At 40.9% G+C, this 18,678-nt stretch carries 14 protein-coding genes, 1 tRNA gene and 3 pseudogenes; 11 read left to right on the top strand and 7 right to left on the bottom strand.

What is annotated here, in order from left to right:
• Positions 1 to 141: 141 nt before the first annotated feature.
• Complete coding sequence (locus V7L20_RS02570) at positions 142 to 444, bottom strand: type II toxin-antitoxin system RelE/ParE family toxin (protein WP_334742581.1); 303 nt, start codon at positions 442 to 444, stop codon at positions 142 to 144.
• A gap of 137 nt (positions 445 to 581) precedes the next feature.
• A tRNA-His gene (locus tag V7L20_RS02565) sits at positions 582 to 654 on the bottom strand.
• Between the two features lie 122 nt (positions 655 to 776).
• Between V7L20_RS02565 and V7L20_RS02560 the strand changes: the two genes are divergently transcribed.
• The 3 genes from V7L20_RS02560 (at position 777) to cobA (V7L20_RS02550) (ending at position 2,871) form a co-directional block, all read left to right on the top strand.
• Complete coding sequence (locus V7L20_RS02560) at positions 777 to 1,160, top strand: DUF4359 domain-containing protein (protein ID WP_334742559.1); 384 nt, start codon at positions 777 to 779, stop codon at positions 1,158 to 1,160.
• Positions 1,161 to 1,348: 188 nt separating this feature from the next.
• Positions 1,349 to 2,095: a sirohydrochlorin chelatase gene (locus tag V7L20_RS02555; RefSeq protein WP_334742558.1), complete on the top strand. Its 747-nt coding sequence runs from the start codon at positions 1,349 to 1,351 to the stop codon at positions 2,093 to 2,095.
• On the top strand, positions 2,092 to 2,871 hold the full coding sequence (cobA, locus tag V7L20_RS02550; RefSeq protein WP_334742557.1) for a uroporphyrinogen-III C-methyltransferase: 780 nt from the start codon (positions 2,092 to 2,094) through the stop codon (positions 2,869 to 2,871). Before V7L20_RS02555 ends, cobA (V7L20_RS02550) begins: the two co-directional genes overlap by 4 nt.
• Positions 2,872 to 2,901: 30 nt before the next feature.
• Here cobA (V7L20_RS02550) and V7L20_RS02545 read toward each other — a convergent pair whose 3' ends face one another.
• Positions 2,902 to 3,522, bottom strand: coding sequence for a hypothetical protein (locus V7L20_RS02545; protein ID WP_334742556.1), 621 nt, complete (start codon positions 3,520 to 3,522; stop codon positions 2,902 to 2,904).
• Positions 3,523 to 4,241: 719 nt separating this feature from the next.
• Here V7L20_RS02545 and V7L20_RS02540 point away from each other — a divergent pair.
• The 8 genes and pseudogenes from V7L20_RS02540 to V7L20_RS02505 all read left to right on the top strand — a co-directional run bounded on the left by V7L20_RS02540 (position 4,242) and on the right by V7L20_RS02505 (position 16,376).
• On the top strand, positions 4,242 to 5,279 hold the full coding sequence (locus V7L20_RS02540; protein ID WP_334742555.1) for a homogentisate phytyltransferase: 1,038 nt from the start codon (positions 4,242 to 4,244) through the stop codon (positions 5,277 to 5,279).
• Positions 5,280 to 5,282: 3 nt separating this feature from the next.
• Positions 5,283 to 5,762 (top strand): tetratricopeptide repeat protein, encoded by a 480-nt coding sequence (locus tag V7L20_RS02535; protein WP_334742554.1) that lies wholly within the window; start codon positions 5,283 to 5,285, stop codon positions 5,760 to 5,762.
• 498 nt (positions 5,763 to 6,260) lie between these two features.
• Positions 6,261 to 8,408: pseudogene (locus V7L20_RS02530) on the top strand (ATP-binding protein).
• A gap of 530 nt (positions 8,409 to 8,938) precedes the next feature.
• Positions 8,939 to 11,467 (top strand): beta strand repeat-containing protein, encoded by a 2,529-nt coding sequence (locus V7L20_RS02525; protein WP_334742553.1) that lies wholly within the window; start codon positions 8,939 to 8,941, stop codon positions 11,465 to 11,467.
• Positions 11,468 to 11,800: 333 nt separating this feature from the next.
• The gene (locus V7L20_RS02520; protein WP_334742552.1) at positions 11,801 to 13,030 is read left to right on the top strand and encodes a tetratricopeptide repeat protein; all 1,230 of its coding nucleotides are present in this window, start codon (positions 11,801 to 11,803) and stop codon (positions 13,028 to 13,030) included.
• An 81-nt stretch (positions 13,031 to 13,111) separates the two neighbouring features.
• A pseudogene (cobA, locus tag V7L20_RS02515) lies at positions 13,112 to 14,749 on the top strand (uroporphyrinogen-III C-methyltransferase).
• A 57-nt stretch (positions 14,750 to 14,806) separates the two neighbouring features.
• The gene (gene coaE / locus V7L20_RS02510; RefSeq protein WP_334742551.1) at positions 14,807 to 15,403 is read left to right on the top strand and encodes a dephospho-CoA kinase; all 597 of its coding nucleotides are present in this window, start codon (positions 14,807 to 14,809) and stop codon (positions 15,401 to 15,403) included.
• Between the two features lie 670 nt (positions 15,404 to 16,073).
• Positions 16,074 to 16,376, top strand: a complete 303-nt coding sequence (locus tag V7L20_RS02505) for a hypothetical protein (protein ID WP_334742550.1) — start codon at positions 16,074 to 16,076, stop codon at positions 16,374 to 16,376.
• A gap of 267 nt (positions 16,377 to 16,643) precedes the next feature.
• Here V7L20_RS02505 and V7L20_RS02500 read toward each other — a convergent pair whose 3' ends face one another.
• From V7L20_RS02500 to V7L20_RS02485, 4 genes and pseudogenes are all read right to left on the bottom strand, one after another.
• Positions 16,644 to 17,003, bottom strand: a complete 360-nt coding sequence (locus V7L20_RS02500; protein ID WP_334742549.1) for a DOPA 4,5-dioxygenase family protein — start codon at positions 17,001 to 17,003, stop codon at positions 16,644 to 16,646.
• 326 nt (positions 17,004 to 17,329) lie between these two features.
• Positions 17,330 to 17,869: a universal stress protein gene (locus V7L20_RS02495; protein WP_334742580.1), complete on the bottom strand. Its 540-nt coding sequence runs from the start codon at positions 17,867 to 17,869 to the stop codon at positions 17,330 to 17,332.
• Between the two features lie 339 nt (positions 17,870 to 18,208).
• Positions 18,209 to 18,328 (bottom strand): annotated as a pseudogene (locus tag V7L20_RS02490) (YgiT-type zinc finger protein); the annotation flags it as partial.
• Between the two features lie 149 nt (positions 18,329 to 18,477).
• Positions 18,478 to 18,666, bottom strand: a complete 189-nt coding sequence (locus V7L20_RS02485; protein ID WP_334742548.1) for a type II toxin-antitoxin system RelE family toxin — start codon at positions 18,664 to 18,666, stop codon at positions 18,478 to 18,480.
• Positions 18,667 to 18,678 lie beyond the last annotated feature (12 nt).

The raw sequence follows: 18,678 nt of genomic DNA, 5'->3' as shown, positions 1-18,678 counted from the left end.
AGTAAATATAGATGAGCTATTTTACGACTTTGATTGTAGCTGAACTTTTCGTAATTTGGTTAACAAGTAATTGTATTGCTATTATTTATTTTTCAAATTTTGACACAAAAGTTAATAGTTTATCCTTTGAGAAAATTAATACTAACGAAGTTTATTCTCTTGCCCGTGATAGACGCATAAAATAACAACTTTATCCTTAAGAATAATGTAGTTAATTATAAAACCGTATTTGCTAAAAGAAACGACAAGTTGTCTCAATGCTGCTATTTTATCTGCAATCACGCCTTGACGAGTATTTTGCTGTAGACTCTCTCTTGAAGAGACAATTGCTTGCACTGCGTGTACTGCTGCATCAGCATTATTAAGTCTAATAAAATCGTAATAACGATTTAAGTCGTCAATTGCACTTTTTGTCCATAAAGCTAATCTATAAGCTACTCTGATGAGTAATAGTGGGTTTGCGACCCTTCCAAATCCACAAACTTGTAGATGGCAGATCGTTGCTAAAGTAATGGTTATGAATCTTCAGAACTACAACCCATCTTATATAGGAACTTATGGATCGCTATTAAATTACATAGGGCGAACGATGGGACTCGAACCCACGAATGGTGGTACCACAAACCACTGCCTTAACCACTTGGCTACGCTCGCCATTCTACAATTTGAATTATAGCAATAATTTGGCAAGCGATCAAGAGTTTTTCTTTAAGGAACGGACTCAGTTGATTTAGAGTCTCTGGAATCTAAGCAATTATAATGAACTTTTGGCAAATATGAAACCCTTAACGATCATTGCATATACTGGTGCAGCAGCAGGACTCGCCGCCTTGGGTGTAACAATGGCGAACACCAATCCCAGTCAGGTTGAGTATGAAGAATATGCAGTGCAACGGCTGACAGAATACTTAAAAACCGATGTATGCAAAAAAACTACCAATATTATAGAAAATTTAATCCGTTTTAATTGTGATAAGTTGGTTGACTCAGCTAGCCCGCAAATCCAAGAAATTATTGCCAGGACTACAGAAAGACAAAATTATATTATTTTTAGCATTTACCGTACAGATTTAAAAATAAACTCTTGGCTACCTTCTTACAAATTTGAAACTGTAGGAGCTTTTGATCAATTTTATACTTACACTGCCGAAAAAGAGTAAGGACAAGGAAAGCAGGGGAAGCAGAAGTTGATAGTCAATTTAATTTTTAGAGTTACCTATAAAAGTAATTGAGAATACTTCTATTTAGTAATTGATAATAATTTCAATAATCACCAGAGTAACTATTACCACCAGCTTAATATTAAGTAAAATATGATAATTAGTCACTGAGAGTTCAAGCTTTGCCGATGTCATCTGCCTATCTGCTAGTATCTCACGGAAGCCGCGATCGCCGCCCAGAAATTGCTATGCAGCAACTAGCAAAGCTGGTATGCAACAAATTGTCAGAAAACCACAACACATTAAATAGTGCACATCAGGTTGGTATAGCTGCTTTGGAAATGAATCCTCAGTCTTTACATGAGCAGATTCAAGAATTTGCCAAGAGTGCTTTTGGCGATGGCAAACTATCTCAAAACGAGAATCGCCTCAAAATTGTACCGCTATTTCTGCTGCCGGGAGTCCATGTGATGACAGATATTCCCGCCGAAGTATCACTAGCACAACAGGCTATTGGTCAGGATATCATGATTGAATTGCAACCATATTTAGGCTCTCACCCCAATTTAGAGAAATTGTTGGTAAAGCAAATAGCTGCTATAAAAGCAGAAGCATGGATTCTCTTAGCTCATGGTAGCCGTCGCCCAGGTTCTCAAGAAACTGTCGAAGCAATGGCGGCGAGTTTGTCAGCTGTGGCTGCTTATTGGGCTGTCCCTGGTAGTTTAGAATCACGGGTGAAAGAGTTGGTAATTGCTGGTTATAAAGAAATTGCAATTCTGCCATACTTTTTATTTGCTGGTGGAATAACCGATGCGATCGCAGCCTCAATAGACGAGCTAAAATTACAATTTTCTGCGGTGAATTTCCAGTTGGCAGAGCCACTAGGAGCAAGTGCAGAATTAGCCGAGATAATTTGGGATTTAACAGATAAATGAACCGCACAGAAAAACAGGATGAAAAGTATTTGGGAAAGGTTTATTTAATCGGTGCAGGGCCAGGAGATCCAGGACTAATTACCTTGAAGGCGAAAGGTTTGTTGGAATGTGCAGATGTAGTCATCTATGATGCCTTGGTGAGTCCGGCAATTTTGGCAATGATTAATCCCCAAGCCGAACAAATTAATGCTGGTAAACGAAGGGGGAAACATTCGCTATTCCAAGAAGAAACGACTCAATTGCTGATTGAGAAAGCGCAGGATAATGCAATTGTAGTGCGCTTAAAGGGTGGCGATCCTTTTATTTTTGGTCGCGGTGGCGAAGAGATGGAAGAATTAGTTAACGCTGGAATACAAACAGAAGTTGTGCCAGGTATCACTTCGGGAATTGCAGCCGCCGCATACTCAGGTATTCCTTTGACGCATCGGCTGTATAGTTCGTCAGTGACATTTGTAACTGGTCATGAAGCGACGGGTAAGTATAGACCGCAAGTTAATTGGAATGCGATCGCGCACGGTTCCGAAACCATTGTAATTTATATGGGAATTCACAATCTGGCTTATATTGTGGAACAGTTAAGTGCGGGTGGGTTGAATTTAGAAACGCCCATTGCTTTGGTGCGCTGGGGTACACGCCCAGAACAAGAAGAATTGATTGGTACTTTAGAGACAATTGTAGAGCAAGTAGAGCAAACTGGATTTGGTGCGCCTGCGATCGCAGTTATTGGACAAGTAGTGAAGATGCACAGTATTTTGTTTAGTTGTCGTCCAGTTTGATGGTTAATGCAAATTTGAAATCCACTGTCTTTAAGTTTCTCGAATCCAAAATGCCAATCCGCCGCCACGACCACGAGCTGCAATAAAATCTTCCGTTACCAAAAAGAAGCCAAAGAAAGGTAGTTTAGCTACGGGCTGGTTATAGAAATCTTCTGTTTTAACTTTACCAGAACGCATTGGTCTGTTATAAACAACACGACCAAACAGACTAATAAGCATCTGGTTAAAGTCAAACGCCAATAAATTTTTTTTACTTAAATATTGCACTGGCCCCGTGAGGTTCAATAAAACTGGGCCAAACTCAACTTGATTACTAATTTCGTCCCTGTCTGAATCCTGTGCCAAAGTGGCATTAAAGGAAACATTGACTCTCATAAACTTGGGTACATACAAACCCTTACCTAATACATTTGTGCCTCGCTCTCTGACTTTCTTAGTGCCAGTGGCAAAGCAAAGTTGCCATTTGCCCAGAAGAGACTCAAACGGATAAGTTAACCCTTCTTGCTTGGCAGATTTTTCTGCTTGTAGCAACGCATTTACTAATATTTCAGCACTAGGGAGTGTGTCTCTCTCTCCTCTATACGCAGCCGCAGCTTGGGATAGCACACTTACAAAGTCAAATGTCGCTTTAGATGTCAAATTAGCTGTCATAATTTAACTATTTATTTGCTTTTCTGATAGATTGTACCGTTATGGAGAATAGCAGAAAAGAATCAGGAAAAGATATTTTCATGTTTAGTTGTCGATTTTTTCGCGATAGAGCCTGATTTCATCAGGTAAATTGATTCTCTTGATTAGCATGAAGACGGTCTGTGGCAAGGGTTTAAGCCGCCACTACTTCCCTGAAAAAATAAAGTGCGCCCAAAGCTTTGGCTCTTGTTAATGACCAAATTCTGTAACAATGGTTAACAATCTGACAATTTTAGGTCATGTGGAAAAATTAAACCAATTCGCAATTCGCACTCTTGCTTCGCCCCGCTTGGCTAACGCAATACTTCTCTTCTTAGACTACGCCCTAAGCGTAGCTATGCCGCAGGCTTTACGGCTACGCCCTTCTCTACGAGAGGCTGCGCCAACGACTACGCTCAGGACAAGCTCAGTACAAGTTCGCAATGACGCTCGTACCTCGCTAACACTGTGCTCTAAGCGCAGCTATGCCGCAGGCTTTACGCAATTACGTTTTGTGACGAGGATTTAGATTTAGGCATCAAAACGTTCTGCCTGTAAAGGCAGGGGACTTAAACCCCCAAACTTTGTTAACGCGAAAGCTAACCCCCAGTCCCCTTCCCCTCTGCCTCCGTGGTGAGGTTTTCTAAATCCTATGAAAAGTCAGGGTTAACAATAAGCCGGATACTTAATCTAAGGTACTCATGAGCCAGAGTTTTCAAAACAGCCCTTTGCCACGCAAACCCGTTCAATCATATTTCCATTGGTTATACGCTTTCTGGAAATTCTCTCGCCCTCACACGATTATTGGTACAAGTCTGAGTGTGTTAGGTTTGTATTTTATTGCCATTGCAATTAGTAATAGTACTGATTCCCTATTCCCGTTCGACTACGCTCACGGCAAGCCTATTCCCCATTCCCTAACGCCACTTGCTCGACTTGGGGAGACCCCAAGACCGCAGTGGCTCCTCCCTGTCTTAGGTGCATGGATTGCTTGTCTGTGTGGCAATGTCTACATTGTGGGGCTAAATCAATTAGAAGATGTTGATATTGACAAAATTAATAAGCCTCATTTACCGTTGGCATCAGGTGAGTTTTCCCAACAGACGGGGCAATTAATTGTTGCTTTAACTGGGATTTTGGCGCTAGTTGTAGCGTGGCTAACTGGGCCATTCTTATTTGGCATGGTAGCAATTAGTTTGGCCATTGGTACTGCTTATTCTTTACCGCCAATTCGCTTGAAACAGTTCCCATTTTGGGCAGCGCTGTGCATTTTTTCGGTGCGTGGCACGATTGTTAATTTAGGGTTGTATTTGCACTATACTTGGGTGCTGAAACAAAGCCAAGTAATTCCGCCCGTGGTGTGGGCGCTGACGTTATTTATCTTGGTGTTTACCTTTGCGATCGCAATCTTTAAAGATATACCCGATATGGAAGGCGATCGCCTCTATAATATCTCTACTTTCACTATCAAACTCGGTTCGCAAGCTGTGTTTAATCTAGCTCTTTGGGTGATAACTGCCTGCTATATTGGGATGATTTCAGTTGGTGTGCTACGTGTAGACTCAATTAACCCCATATTTCTGGTAATTACTCATTTAGCGCTGCTAGTTTGGATGTGGTTGCGGAGTTTGGCAGTAGACTTACAAGATAAAAGTGCGATCGCTCAATTTTACCAATTTATCTGGAAACTATTTTTTATTGAATATCTAATTTTTCCTATCGCCTGTCTTTTGGCTTAGACAATGCTAGAAACCTTTCCTACTAGTTCTATTATCGCTGCCGTTGTAGTTGTTCTTAGTCTGTCAATTCTTGGCTATTTTGCTTGGAAAACTTTGATTACCTCAGACTTATTTCAAAAAGGAATTAATCTTTCTCAAGCCAAAGATTACCAAGGTGCAGAAGCAGCATTTCGTAAGGTGATTTCCCTCAATTCTACTAATGATGTGGTGCGCTTGTTTTTGGGAGATGTTTTAAACCAACAAGGTCAAATAGAAGAAGCAACAGAATTATTCAGGGAAGTGATTCGCCGCAGTCCAAAAAATCCTGACGCTTACTTGCGTCTGGCAAATATTCTCATACAGCAAGAGCAAGAAGAGGAAGCTAAAATTAATTTGCGACAAGCTAAAGATTTATTGCAAAAACAACGCCAACCTGAAAAAGCTAAAAAAATCACTGAACTTTTAGATAAAATGAGTGATCAGTCAAGTAAATCTATAAGTTAACTCAGAATTACGAAGACTAAATTTTCTTGTTCCGTCTCCTAATTTTTTTACCATTCCCCTCATGATGGGGAGAATGGGTTTTGTTTTGGAATTTACTAGTGTTTGCCCTAATTATGTCCCAATACAGTTCAGTTAGCGCTAAAAACCTTAAATTGTGTAGGTTGGGGAGCCACTGCGCCCTTGCAGTTTCCTGACTTGTTCGCTCTTAGCGTTCCCGTTCGCAAACAGCGTCTTTGTTAGGAGAAGGGTAGCAAGTGGAGTTTGAGAAACAAAACCCAACTTTTCTGGGGCTTTGTTGGGTTGCGCTTTGCTTAACCTAAGCGTATTAGGTACAGCTTAACTCTTTATCAAAGTAATTTTTTTAAGTAACTCATTATTTTATTCCTATCTTAAGACAGGATAATAGTAAATTTAAAATGTGCGAACAACTTGGACTAATTAAAAAAATTATTAGTAAATTGTATAAATTAAAAAAATCAAGTGTTTATGTTAAAAATTATATCAGAATTATGGACTAATTTTTTTACATCAGACTCATTTATTCCACATGGACACTGCTATCTATGGCAAACTAATTTAGTTTGGTTACACATATTATCTGATGCATTTATAGCACTAGCTTATTACTCGATTCCAGCTACCCTCTTCTACTTTGTCCGCAAGCGGCAGGATTTGCCCTTTGATTAGATTTTTCTCCTGTTTAGTACATTTATCGTAGCTTGTGGCACCACTCATTTAATAGAGATTTGGACGCTTTGGCATCCAACCTATTGGGTGTCGGGGTTTGTCAAAGCAGTAACTGCAATAATTTCTCTAATTACAGCAGTACAACTTATACCTCTAGTTCCGCTAGCATTAGCACTTCCTAGCCCAGTTCAGTCAGAACAAGCGAATCAAGAACTTCAAACACAAATAGCCGAACGGTTACGGGTAGAAGAGGAACTGCGAAAATATCAGAATCATCTCGAAGAAATGGTTGCTGTTCGCACCAATGAAATTACTAAGGCTAATGAGCAATTACAACAAGAAATCCTTGAACGCCAACGTATTTTAGAAATTCTTCGACAAAGCGAAGAACGCTACCGTTACTTGGCTGAGGCAATTCCTCAACTTGTATGGACAACCAATCCTAACGGTGAATGCAATTTTTTTAATCAAAATTGGTGCGAATACACTGGGCTAACATTAGAGCAATCCTTGGGTTCTGGTTGGTTGGCTGCATTGCATCCAGATGATATCCAAAATGCTGATGAAGTTTGGTCTAATGCTGTAAAAAATAGCACTATATATAACAATGAATATCGCTTTAAACGGGCTTCTGATGGCTGCTATCGTTGGCAGCTAGCGCGAGGTTTACCACTCAAAGATGAGCAAGGTATTGTAGTAAAGTGGTTTGGAACATGTACAGATATCCACGAACAAAAACAAATACTTGAAGAACGGGCACACCTGCTGGAATTAGAACAAGTAGCACGAGCTAAAGCAGAAACAGCTAATCGAATTAAAGATGAATTTCTAGCCGTCCTGTCTCACGAACTACGTACTCCACTAAACGCAATTCTCGGCTGGTCAAAGTTGTTGCAAACCGGCAGGTTAAACCAAGCAAAGACATCTGAAGCACTAGCCATAATCGAGCGGAATGCCACCTTACAGGTTCAACTCATTGAAGACTTGCTAGATATCTCTAAAATTTTACAAGGCAAACTGACGCTAGATATTAGGGAGATTAATCTAGAGTCTACGATTTTATCCGCACTACAGACAATGCGTTTAGCAGCAGAAGCAAAGTTGATTGAGGTGAGTACAGTATTTGAACCCGTAATGGGGGAAGTTATGGGTGACTCCACTCGTTTGCAGCAAGTCGTCTGGAATCTCCTTTCTAACGCTGTCAAATTTACACCCAAGGGAGGAAAGATAGAAGTACGACTAAAGCAAGATGATGGCTATGCTCAAATCATAGTTAGCGATACAGGTAAGGGAGTTAGCGCTGAATTTTTGCCATTCGTGTTTGATTACTTCCGCCAAGCAGATAGCACCTCTACGAGAAATTTTGGTGGATTAGGACTGGGATTGGCAATTGTGCGTAATATCATCGAGATACATGGCGGCATTGTCAAAGCACATAGCCACGGCGAGGACAAAGGGGCAACATTTACTGTTAGTTTGCCGCTTCTACAAGATGAAAGCCCAAGTCTGACGAATGAACAAAACTACCCTGTATCATTAACTCCTAAGTCTTTACCCCTCAATGGTGTTCGGGTTTTAGTTGTCGATGATGATCCTGATTCGCTAGATTTTGCTGCTTTTATATTAGAGCAAGATGGGGCTTTTGTTATTGCTTTATCTTCCGCTTATGAAGCATTACAAACCCTAGCAGAGGTAAAGCCAGATGTGTTAGTCAGCGATATTAGTATGCCCGATATGGATGGCTATATGTTAATACGTCAATTGAGAACTTGGACACCAGAACAAGGTGGACAAATTCCAGCTATTGCTTTGACGGCTTTTGCTAGAAACGATGACCAGCAAGAAGCATTAAAAGCTGGATTTCAGATGCATTTACCCAAGCCTTATAATCTAGAAGAATTAATTGCAGCCATTGTTCAACTTATGGGAACAAAAGGCGTAAATAAGCCACTTGTTTGAAACGTCTAAATCCAAAAAGCATTGCGGCTTCACTTCATTTGCAATGACATATCACAAGTAATTTGCCGGACATAATATAACTTTCCCCTTCATGGCAGCCAGTCTATTGACAACTCTAGATATTCATCAGAGTATTTAAGTGGTTTAACGGTTATAAAAGTAATTTTTATTTAGAAAGTTAAATCTGTTGCAACACTGCTTGCTTAAGGTGCATAATCATTGTAAATCCCCTTTAGTTCTCCTTAAAAAGAGGGAAAATAAGGCATTTTTAGCCCCCGTTTTTAAGGTTGGTTGGGGGGATCGACTCTTAACCGAGCAGTATTGAAATCCTTTGAATAGCTAACTTCAATTGACCGCAATCAATACAACTCGTAATTATAAGCCTTGTAACTCGTGATTAAACTTCCTAATTACGAATTACAAACGGGAATTTTTTGTACGTTTGCATAGGCAATTGCAGGTTGTCTAGCCGCGAATTCCATTTACCAAGGCTGAGGAATATTCAATGAATACAAACACAGGAGAAAATCATGGTTTATTCATCATTAAATCTCTCTGACCTCAACGGCAGTAACGGTTTCACTATCAACGGCATCGAGGGTTACAGTTCAGGCTTGCCTGTCAGCAGTGCCGGAGATGTCAACGATGATGGCATCGCTGACCTAATTATTGGAGCAGCCTTTGCTTCCCCCAACGGCACTTCTTCTGGGCGGAGCTACGTGATATTTGGCAAGAGCACAGGCTTTAGCCCCACTTTCAACCTTTCAAGCATCAACGGTGCTAACGGCTTCGCCATCAACGGCATCAAGTCAGGTGACAACTCAGGCAATTCTGTCAGCAGTGCCGGAGATGTCAACTCAGACGGTATCGCTGACCTGATTATCGGGGCCTCCCCCAACGGCACTTATTCAGGGCAGAGCTACGTGGTATTTGGCAAGAGCACAGGCTTTAGCCCTACACTCAATCTCTCAGACCTCAACGGCACTAACGGCTTCGCTATCAACAGCATTAAGCAGGGTGACAGTTCAAGCTTTCTTGTCAGCAGTGCCGGAGATGTCAACGATGATGGCATCGCTGACCTGATTATCGGGGCACCAAATGCCTCCCCCAACGGTACTTATTCAGGGCAGAGCTACGTGGTATTTGGCAAGAGCACAGGCTTTAGCCCTACACTCAATCTCTCAGACCTCAACGGCGCTAACGGCTTCGTCATCAACGGCATCAAGTCAGGTGACGAATTAGGCAATTCTGTCAGCAGTGCCGGAGATGTCAACGATGATGGCATCGCTGACCTGATTATCGGGGCATCTAGTGCCTCCCCCAACGGCTTCCAGTCAGGGCAGAGCTACGTGGTATTTGGCAAGAGCACAGGCTTTAGCCCCACTTTCAACCTTTCTAGCCTCAACGGCGCTAATGGCTTCGCCATCAACGGCATCAATCAATTGGACTACTCAGGCAATTCTGTCAGCAGTGCCGGAGATGTCAACGATGATGGCATCGCTGACCTGATTATCGGGGCATCTGGTGCCGACCCCAACGGCGATAGTTCAGGGCAGAGCTACGTGGTATTTGGCAAGAGTACAGGCTTTAGCCCCACTTTCAACCTTTCTAGCCTCAACGGCGCTAACGGCTTCGCCATCAACGGCATCAAATCAGATGACAACTTAGGCGTTTCTATCAGCAGTGCCGGAGATATTAACGACGATGGCATCGCTGACTTGATTATCGGGACACCAAATGCCTCCCCCAACGGTTATGGCTCAGGGCAGAGCTACGTGGTATTTGGCAAGAGTACAGGCTTTAGCTCCACCTTCAACCTTTCTAGCCTCAACGGCGCTAACGGCTTCGCCATCAACGGCATCGTGGGTTCCGGTTCAGGTTTTTCTGTCAGCAGTGCCGGAGATGTCAACGGTGACGGCATTGCTGACCTGACTATCGGGGCACCTAATGTCTACCTCAACGGCGACTCGTCCCCGTCGGGGCAGAGCTACGTGGTATTTGGTGGGAAGAATATTGGTAGGGGCAGCACCATTAACCTGACGGGAACTGCTGGTACAGATACTCTTGTAGGTACAAGTGGAAACAACATAATCGACGGCAAAGCTGGTAACGATAACCTGACAGGCAACGGTGGTCAAGATAAGTTTATTATTCGTCCAGGCGATGGCAATGACATTATCATTGATTTTGCTGGTGTAGGTAAAGGCTCAGATCCATTATCGCCTCTGAGTCTCAAAGCAGCAGTAATTAACAATGTTGATACACTGCAATTTACAGGTAAGGGATTGACTGCCCGAAATTTGCAACTTACTCAACAGGGCAACAACTTAGAAGTTTCCTTTGAAAATGTGGCATCCACCAAAGTCACTCTGCAAAACTTCCTTTTAGAAAACCTGGATAACCTGCCAGCAACTTTTTTACAATCAGCGATTGGCAATATCCTATTTGATGGGCAAACCAGCATCACCGACAGCTTTGATGTGATTGATGCCAATTCCACTCAAACTAGCATTTTCAACAAAAACACTGTTACTTTCCTCAATGACTTAAACAATAACATTGCCGGTTTTGATAACTCCGATGATGTGATTAATGGTGAAGGGGGTAATGACATTCTCAATGGCTTGAGTGGCAACGACTTGCTACGGGGCGGTACTGGCAATGATGCCCTTATAGGCGGTATTGGTAATGATACTCTTGTCGGTGGTGCTGGTCCTGACAGATTCCTTTACAATACCAATGTTCCCTTTAACAGTGCTGCTGTTGGTGTCGATACCATTAGTGACTTTCACAGTTGTGAAGGTGACAAAATCGTACTGGAATTGACTACCTTTAGTGCAATTACCTCTGCTCCGGGAAAAGGTTTTAGTAACAAGAGTGATTTTCAAGTTACCAATTCAGCAGGGACTAGCACGGCGAAAATTGTCTACGACCCTATGAGTGGGCAGTTATTTTATAACGAAAATGGCACTGCGGCGGGTTTTGGTAGCGGTGGTTTATTTGCGACTCTAACTGGTGCGCCAATTCTTACGGCATCTGATTTTGTGTTGCAAGCGTAGTTCGTCTAAAATACCAAGTTCCAAGCTGGGAACATAAAACTTCGAGTTCGGAACACGAAACTCCGAGTTCGGAAGATAAAACTCCGAGTTTGGAACACGAATGGCCTAGGTATTCTAATATTGCTTTAGTCTATTTGTTAGGATACAAAAGGACTAGTTGAATTCCCCTTAAGGGTTTATTTTTAGCCATAAATTATTTTTTTTATGATGCTATCAGGCATCTCACAAAGTGGTAAATTAATCAAGAAAAACGTAGATGACTAAAATTACACAGTCGCTTATATCTGAGGTCTGAAGACGCTGAGTTTTACGCTTACCGAGAGCTTTATAAAAATGCTGGAAAACAAGAATCTACTGGTAGCAACTATTATCTGCTTGTGTTTGAGTAATGGAAATACTACCTTTGGTAAAGATGTTGGCGTTGTTTTATCAAAAATTCCAGACTTAAATCAAGCAGCAGTTGCTAAAAACAAAAACGCACTCGCTAACTTCGAGCAAGGAACCAATCTCTACAAACAAGGAGATTTCAAAGGAGCAGAGGCGGCTTTTCGGAAAGCAATTGAACTAGAACCCAATTTTGCCCAAGCTTATATTGCTTTGGCAAATACTCTCGACGATCAAGGTAAATCACAAGAAGCGATCGCACATTACAAAAAAGCCATTAACCTCGATCCGAAAAACTCTGGAGCTTACTTTAATTTAGGTTTGACTTTAGCAAGATTGAATCAGTTAGAAGCTGCGATCGCACAATATAAAAAAGCTATCAGCCTTGAACCCAACTATGCAGACGCTCACTATAACTTGGGAAATGCTCTCTACGCTCAAGGCAAGCTAACAGAAGCAGCCACCAAATATACAGCAGCTATTCGCCTCAAACCCAATTATGCCCCAACTTACACGCGTCTGGGAAATGCTCTGTACGATCAAGGTGAGCTAAAAGAAGCAGTTACTCAGTACAAAAAATCCATTAGCTTTGATCCCAACTATGCAGAGGCTCACTATTACTTAGGGAACGCCTTGTATGCTCAGGGAAAGCCAACAGAAGCAATCGCCGAATATACCGCAGCCATTCGCCTCGCTCCCAAAAATCCCGCAGGTCATAACGCCTTGGGAAATACTCTGTACGCTCAAGGCAAACTAGAAGAAGCGATCGCACATTACAAAAAAGCCATAAGCTTCGATCCCAACTATGCAGACGCTCACTATAATTTAGCCAGCGCTTTTTACGCTCAAGGCAAGCTAACAGAAGCAATCGCAGATTATACCGAAGCGATTCGCCTCGATCCCAAACATGCACAAGCTTACACAGGTTTGGGAAATGCAATGGACGATCAAGGTAAACCACAAGAAGCGATCGCCCATTACAAAAAAGCCATTAGCCTTGTACCCAACGATGCATTCACTTACTATAATTTGGGGATCGCTTTGGCAAGAGAACAACAACTAGAAGAAGCGATCGTTAATCTCAAAAAAGCCAGAGAGTTATTCCAAGCTGAGGAAAACAAAGAGATGGTTGAGCAAGTTGATCAGCTAATCGAAAAAATGAATATCCGAACGAATTGAATAAAGGGGATTGGGGATTGGCGATTGCGGACTAGGAAAGAAGCACAGCAAGAAGAACTATTAACAAATGACTAATGACTAATGACTCAAAAAAAAGGTAAAGTCTACCTCGTAGGTGCTGGGCCTGGAGATGTGGCATACCTGACGGTAAAAGCTTACAAGCTCTTAGCTGCTGCTCAGGTTTTAGTCTACGATGCCCTAGTAGATGCTCAATTGTTGCAGTGCGTACCACCTGATTGTTTGAAGTTAGATGTTGGGAAACGGGGTGGAAAACCCAGTACAACCCAAGCTGAGATTAACAAATTACTAGTAAAGCATTGCCAGCAAGGGAAACAAGTTGTACGGCTAAAATCAGGCGATCCGTTAATTTTTGGGCGTTGTACTTCCGAAATTGAAGCGCTCAAAGCATCTAGTTGTGATTTTGAACTCGTACCAGGAATTTCCTCAGCCCTTGCAGCACCATTGTTAGCAGGAATTCCCCTCACAGATCCGGTGTTGAGTCGAACTTTTGCAGTGCTTACAGCTCATGAACCAGAAGTTTTAGACTGGGAGACACTCTCACGGCTAGAGACACTGGTAATTTTGATGGGAGGACAACATCTGCCAGAAATTGTACATCAACTGGTGCGACACGGGCGATCGCACTTAACACCCATTGCCATCATTCGCTGGGCAGGAACTCCTCGTCAACAAATTTGGACAGCGCAACTGGGCAATATTGTAGAACAAACCACCGAATTATCCCTTTCTCCAGCAGTAATTATTATTGGCGAAGTTGTTGGGCTACGGAAGTACTTACAACCTGAGAATATATATTTAGACTAAATTATCAGGCAGGAGTCTGGAGAACAACATTCCCAGCTTCCGGCTGTGAACGAGAGTATTTTTATACCCCAACCTATGTTAAGTAACTTCCCCTCATCTCCTCTTCCTCTCAGTGGCAAAACAATCTTAGTGACACGTTCAGTTGGACAGTCCAGCCAATTTAGCGGTCGCCTCATCGCATTAGGTGCAACAGTCATCGAAATGCCTACCTTAGAAATCGGCCCGCCCTCCAGTTGGGAAGCTTTGGACAATGCGATCGCTCATTTATCTGACTTTGACTGGTTAATTCTCACTTCTACCAATGCCATAGACTACTTTTTTGAAAGGCTAAACGCTCAAGGTAAAGATAGCCGTGCCTTGGCAGGCGTCAAAATTGCCGTTGTTGGTGAGAAAACAGCCCATTGTCTCAAACAACACTCTCTCCAACCAGATTTTATTCCCCCCAATTTTATTGCCGATTCTTTAGTAGAAAATTTCCCAGAGCATCTGCATGGTAAAAAGGTTTTATTTCCCAGAGTTGAAAGCGGTGGCAGAGAAATTTTGGTTAAGGAATTAACTCTAAAAGGAGCAACGGTGATAGAAGTTGCCGCATATCAATCTTGTTGTCCAACTGGTATTGCACCAGAGGCACAGTTAGCTCTCCAAAACCGCAAGATAGATGTGATTACTTTTGCTAGTTCTAAAACTGTGCAATTTTTCTGTCAACTTACTGACAAAATATTTTCCAACAACTCCGATCCTAGTCAATTATTAGAGGGCGTTTGTATTGCCTCTATCGGGCCTCAAACCTCCAAAACGTGTCATTTTTTATTTAGGCGTGTGGATGTAGAAGCCCAAGAATATACTTTAGATGGTTTAACCCAAGCATTGATAACATGGGCGACAAATTTTTAGATGAGGAGCAGGGGGAGCAGAGGAAGCAGGGGCAGAATAACTAATGACAAATGACAAATGACAAAACGTATCATCGGCTTAACCGGAGGTATTGCCACAGGCAAAACCACTGTCACCAATTATTTGGCTAGCGCTTATAACCTGCCAATTCTGGATGCAGATATTTATGCTAGAGAGGCAGTATCTTTAGGTTCGCCTATTCTTGGTGCGATCGCTCAACGTTACGGCGAACAAATTTTACTACCAGATGGCAGCCTCAACCGCCAAAAGCTAGGCGAAGTTATCTTTAATCGTCAAGATGAACGCAACTGGATAGACAATTTGATTCATCCTGATGTGCGCGATCGCCTTGAGGAAGCGATCACCCTATCTTCCTCACAAACCCTGGTGTTAGTAGTGCCTCTATTATTTGAAGCTGGGATGACTGATTTAGTTACAGAAATTTGGGTAGTGCGTTGTTCACAAGAGCAACAGCTACAAAGATTGATACAACGAAACCATTTAAATAGAGAACAGGCACAAGCCAGGATCAACAGCCAATTATCTATCGAAGAAAAAGCGGCTCATGCAGATGTAATTTTAGATAATTCTTCCACCCTAGAAGTACTACTGAAGCAAGTCGATGTAGCTCTAAAAACCACAAGTAGGGACTAAATACTATTTATCTTAAAAAATATACATAAATAAAATACATTCTCAAAATAGAAAATGTTTATCAAATAAATATTATTTTTTAAGTAAAAACTACTCCTATCTGACCCAAATTCATCAAAATTTCGGTGGTTTTACAGTTGAAGCTGTGGTTTATAGTAATGTAAATTTGAGTGGTTAATGAATAAATAATTTCTATAAACCTCTCATACAGTAATGGATAATATGATTGTAGTGATGTTCAAAGTTCAAGGTATAAAGTAATCAATAGTTAATTTTTAACTGATATATGCAAAATTATGAATGATTGGAAAGGGTTATTGAGCAAAAGATATCATTGGGTAAAAATTAACTATTAATAACTAATAATTAAGAATTAAGAAAATTTAGTTGTAGATTATCCCTCATAATTTACAATTATTTTTCTAAGTACCTTGTCAACGAACTGCTTGTAATTTATTTTTTGCTACTTGTGGATGCAGGCACTTAATTAGACATTGGGTGATGTATTAGCTTTACTAGTTGTAAATGCGATTGATTCCTAACTATATTTTCCATCTGTTCAATTCTGAATTGGTGATTGAAAAAAATTGAGATTCACCTATAGTTCAGAACTCTTCGTTATATATTTCTTTTTGGGGAAAACTCACTTATGTCTTTAATCAGGACAAGTATGAACTTAAGTTTTAGTTTTTTAAGTAAGTTAGCCTTAGTTAACTTTCCAGCAAACAAATTAAAACAGAAGCATAAAGTATACGATTATAGCCAACTAGTTTCTGGAAGCGACTACGTATTTGAGCGCCTCAATGAAGGAACAATCGGTTATATGACTGGAATTGGCAGAGGCATTAAACCTTCTGATCACATTATTTTACGAGAAGGTTATGAATCGTATCAATATCAAGTTGAGGAAGTTGATTATTACTTAGATCCATCCAATATGTGGATAGCTTTACTCAAGCAAGTACCAGGGTAAGCGCATCTTGTCAGTAAGAAAGCTCTAATCTCAATAAAGACCCAAGTAATCGCATTAAGTCTCCCTTATTGATAAGAAATTAGGCGTAGGCGTAGCAGCACTTCTCTAAGAGACGCTCTTGCTAGCTTCCTTCCCCACAGGGGTACGGCAAGCTCAGTGACCATCATAGACATCGCTATTAGCCAGTAAAAATTAACCAAACTATAAATCCTTATTCTATCGTTAATACATTAAATCTATATTTTGTCAACCCTATTTGAGATGCGCTTACCCTGTTGAACTAAGCTGTTGAAGAAACTCAATATTCAAATCTAGTTTTTCTCCTAACCATAAAGAATGAACTGCGTGGTCTGCTACAGCATCGCCTGTCTCAGGGTGAACGAGAATATCCAATCCCTCACGATTGAGCATTAACCAGGGAACGACTTTATCAAACTGATTCGGTAAGAAAGCAACTTGATACATTCCTTTTGGGTGGGGTCCAATGGGCTTGTCAAACCAACGTCCAAGTTGCACGTCAAACCTAGCGCCCAATCCTTCACGTACACGCGCAGCTATATCCCGACTAGTGGGATCGAAATAAACATGAGCATGAAAACCAGTGATCTCAATAGTATCTTCTTTCATAGATCCACTTTTCGCTCTCAACTCTAATTTTGGGTAGTGGACTTTTTCTTTCTCACTGAAAAAGCGATGTCTACGATGGTCACTGAGCTTACCAAAGTGCGGGCTACGCCTACGCTAAATTTTAGCCCAATACCGTGCGGTTAAAAAGCGTTTGTGGAAATTCAGGGAAGTAGTAAACGATGATAAACCAAATTTAGAGTTTGGTTTGCTCAGATTTATGCAATGTTAGTAAGCTAAAAAACATCTAACTTGCATAATAGAGTTAAATATAACTCTTGTGGGGTAGGCATCCTGCCCGCCTAGTATATGCAATTTAAATGTGGAACTTAATTAGTTAAGTTTAAATTGCTTGTAGTTTCTTGAACAACTTCATGTGTTTTAGGAGCAACTGAAAGATGCACAACATGCACCGTACAAGGAGCATGGTGAAGAACATAGTTACTTACACTACCGAGAAATAGCTCCATCAGCCCAGAACGACCCCGACGCCCCATCACAATCAGGTCAGCACCATAACTATGAGCAAAATCACAAATGATGCGACCAGGATTACCAATATTTTGTGTAAATTCCGTAGTTACACCTGCTGCGTTAGCTTTGGCGCAGAAAGATTGCAACATCTGGATTCCTAAATTTTTAAAGGTATCCCACTGCTTTTGGTATAACTCGAAGCTTTGACTGCTCAATCCTGGATAGTAGTCAAAATTAGACTGCATAGGTACGTAAGGATTACCCTCTTCTTCGGCAGATAGGACATGTACTAGCATTAAGCTAGCTTGCGTTAACTTTGCTAAACCTAACGCTTCTTCAAAAACCTGTTGTCCTATTTCCGAGCGATCTAATGCAACTAGAATTTTTTTAAACATCATTATAGACCTCCGATTTCATTGGTAATTGGTCTTTACGGTTTTGGGTTTCCAAATGCTGGATTGTCAAAAATGACTAATCTCTCAACTATGTTTAGCAACTTGTGAATTTTCAATTTTTTAAAGATTTTTGTCCCTTATCTATGTTTATAGCAAAACAATTTGAGGAACTTGTAAAGAATACATTTATCTTTAATTACCAAGTCATACTATGTATTATTTATTACTTTTATTTATTAGCATTCGGTGTTTTCTCAAAGGCGAGTACCAAATGTGTATTAGTGAATAGCTGAAGCAATATTTAATTTTGGCAATTATTCATGATGCAAAACTAGCCACTTATACAGGACATTCAACAGCTAATTTTTTACGGTTAGTTTTGATTTGTTCAATTTTGTAAAGAGTTTCAGCAGTTAAATAAGTTTCGCCGCAATGAGTACAGGTTATCAATGGAATATTTTATATTACTAGTAGGTCTTTACCCTTACCATAGGTTATAGTAATTTGGCGGACTTTTACACCTTCGCTTCCACAAATATCACACAGCATTTGCCGCTTTCCTGGTATTAGTGTGTGTATACATTAATGCTAACAAGTTTTACAGTGTTTCAAGGAAAAATTCTGTAGATGTCTTTGCGATGAGCAACTCTTTGGCAGATTAATGTTTTTGTTTCTTGTTCAAGAGTAATGCCAATTCGATAATCACCAACTCGAATCTTATATTTATCACTATAGCCTTTCAGTTTTTCAAGATATCCTAATTCAAACGGATTCTCTGACTCAAGTTCTTGAAACACAATAGGTTCTAT

The sequence above is a fragment of the Nostoc sp. genome, assembly GCF_036916735.1.
Lineage (GTDB): Bacteria > Cyanobacteriota > Cyanobacteriia > Cyanobacteriales > Nostocaceae > Nostoc.
This window is presented reverse-complemented; position numbering and strand designations above follow the sequence as displayed.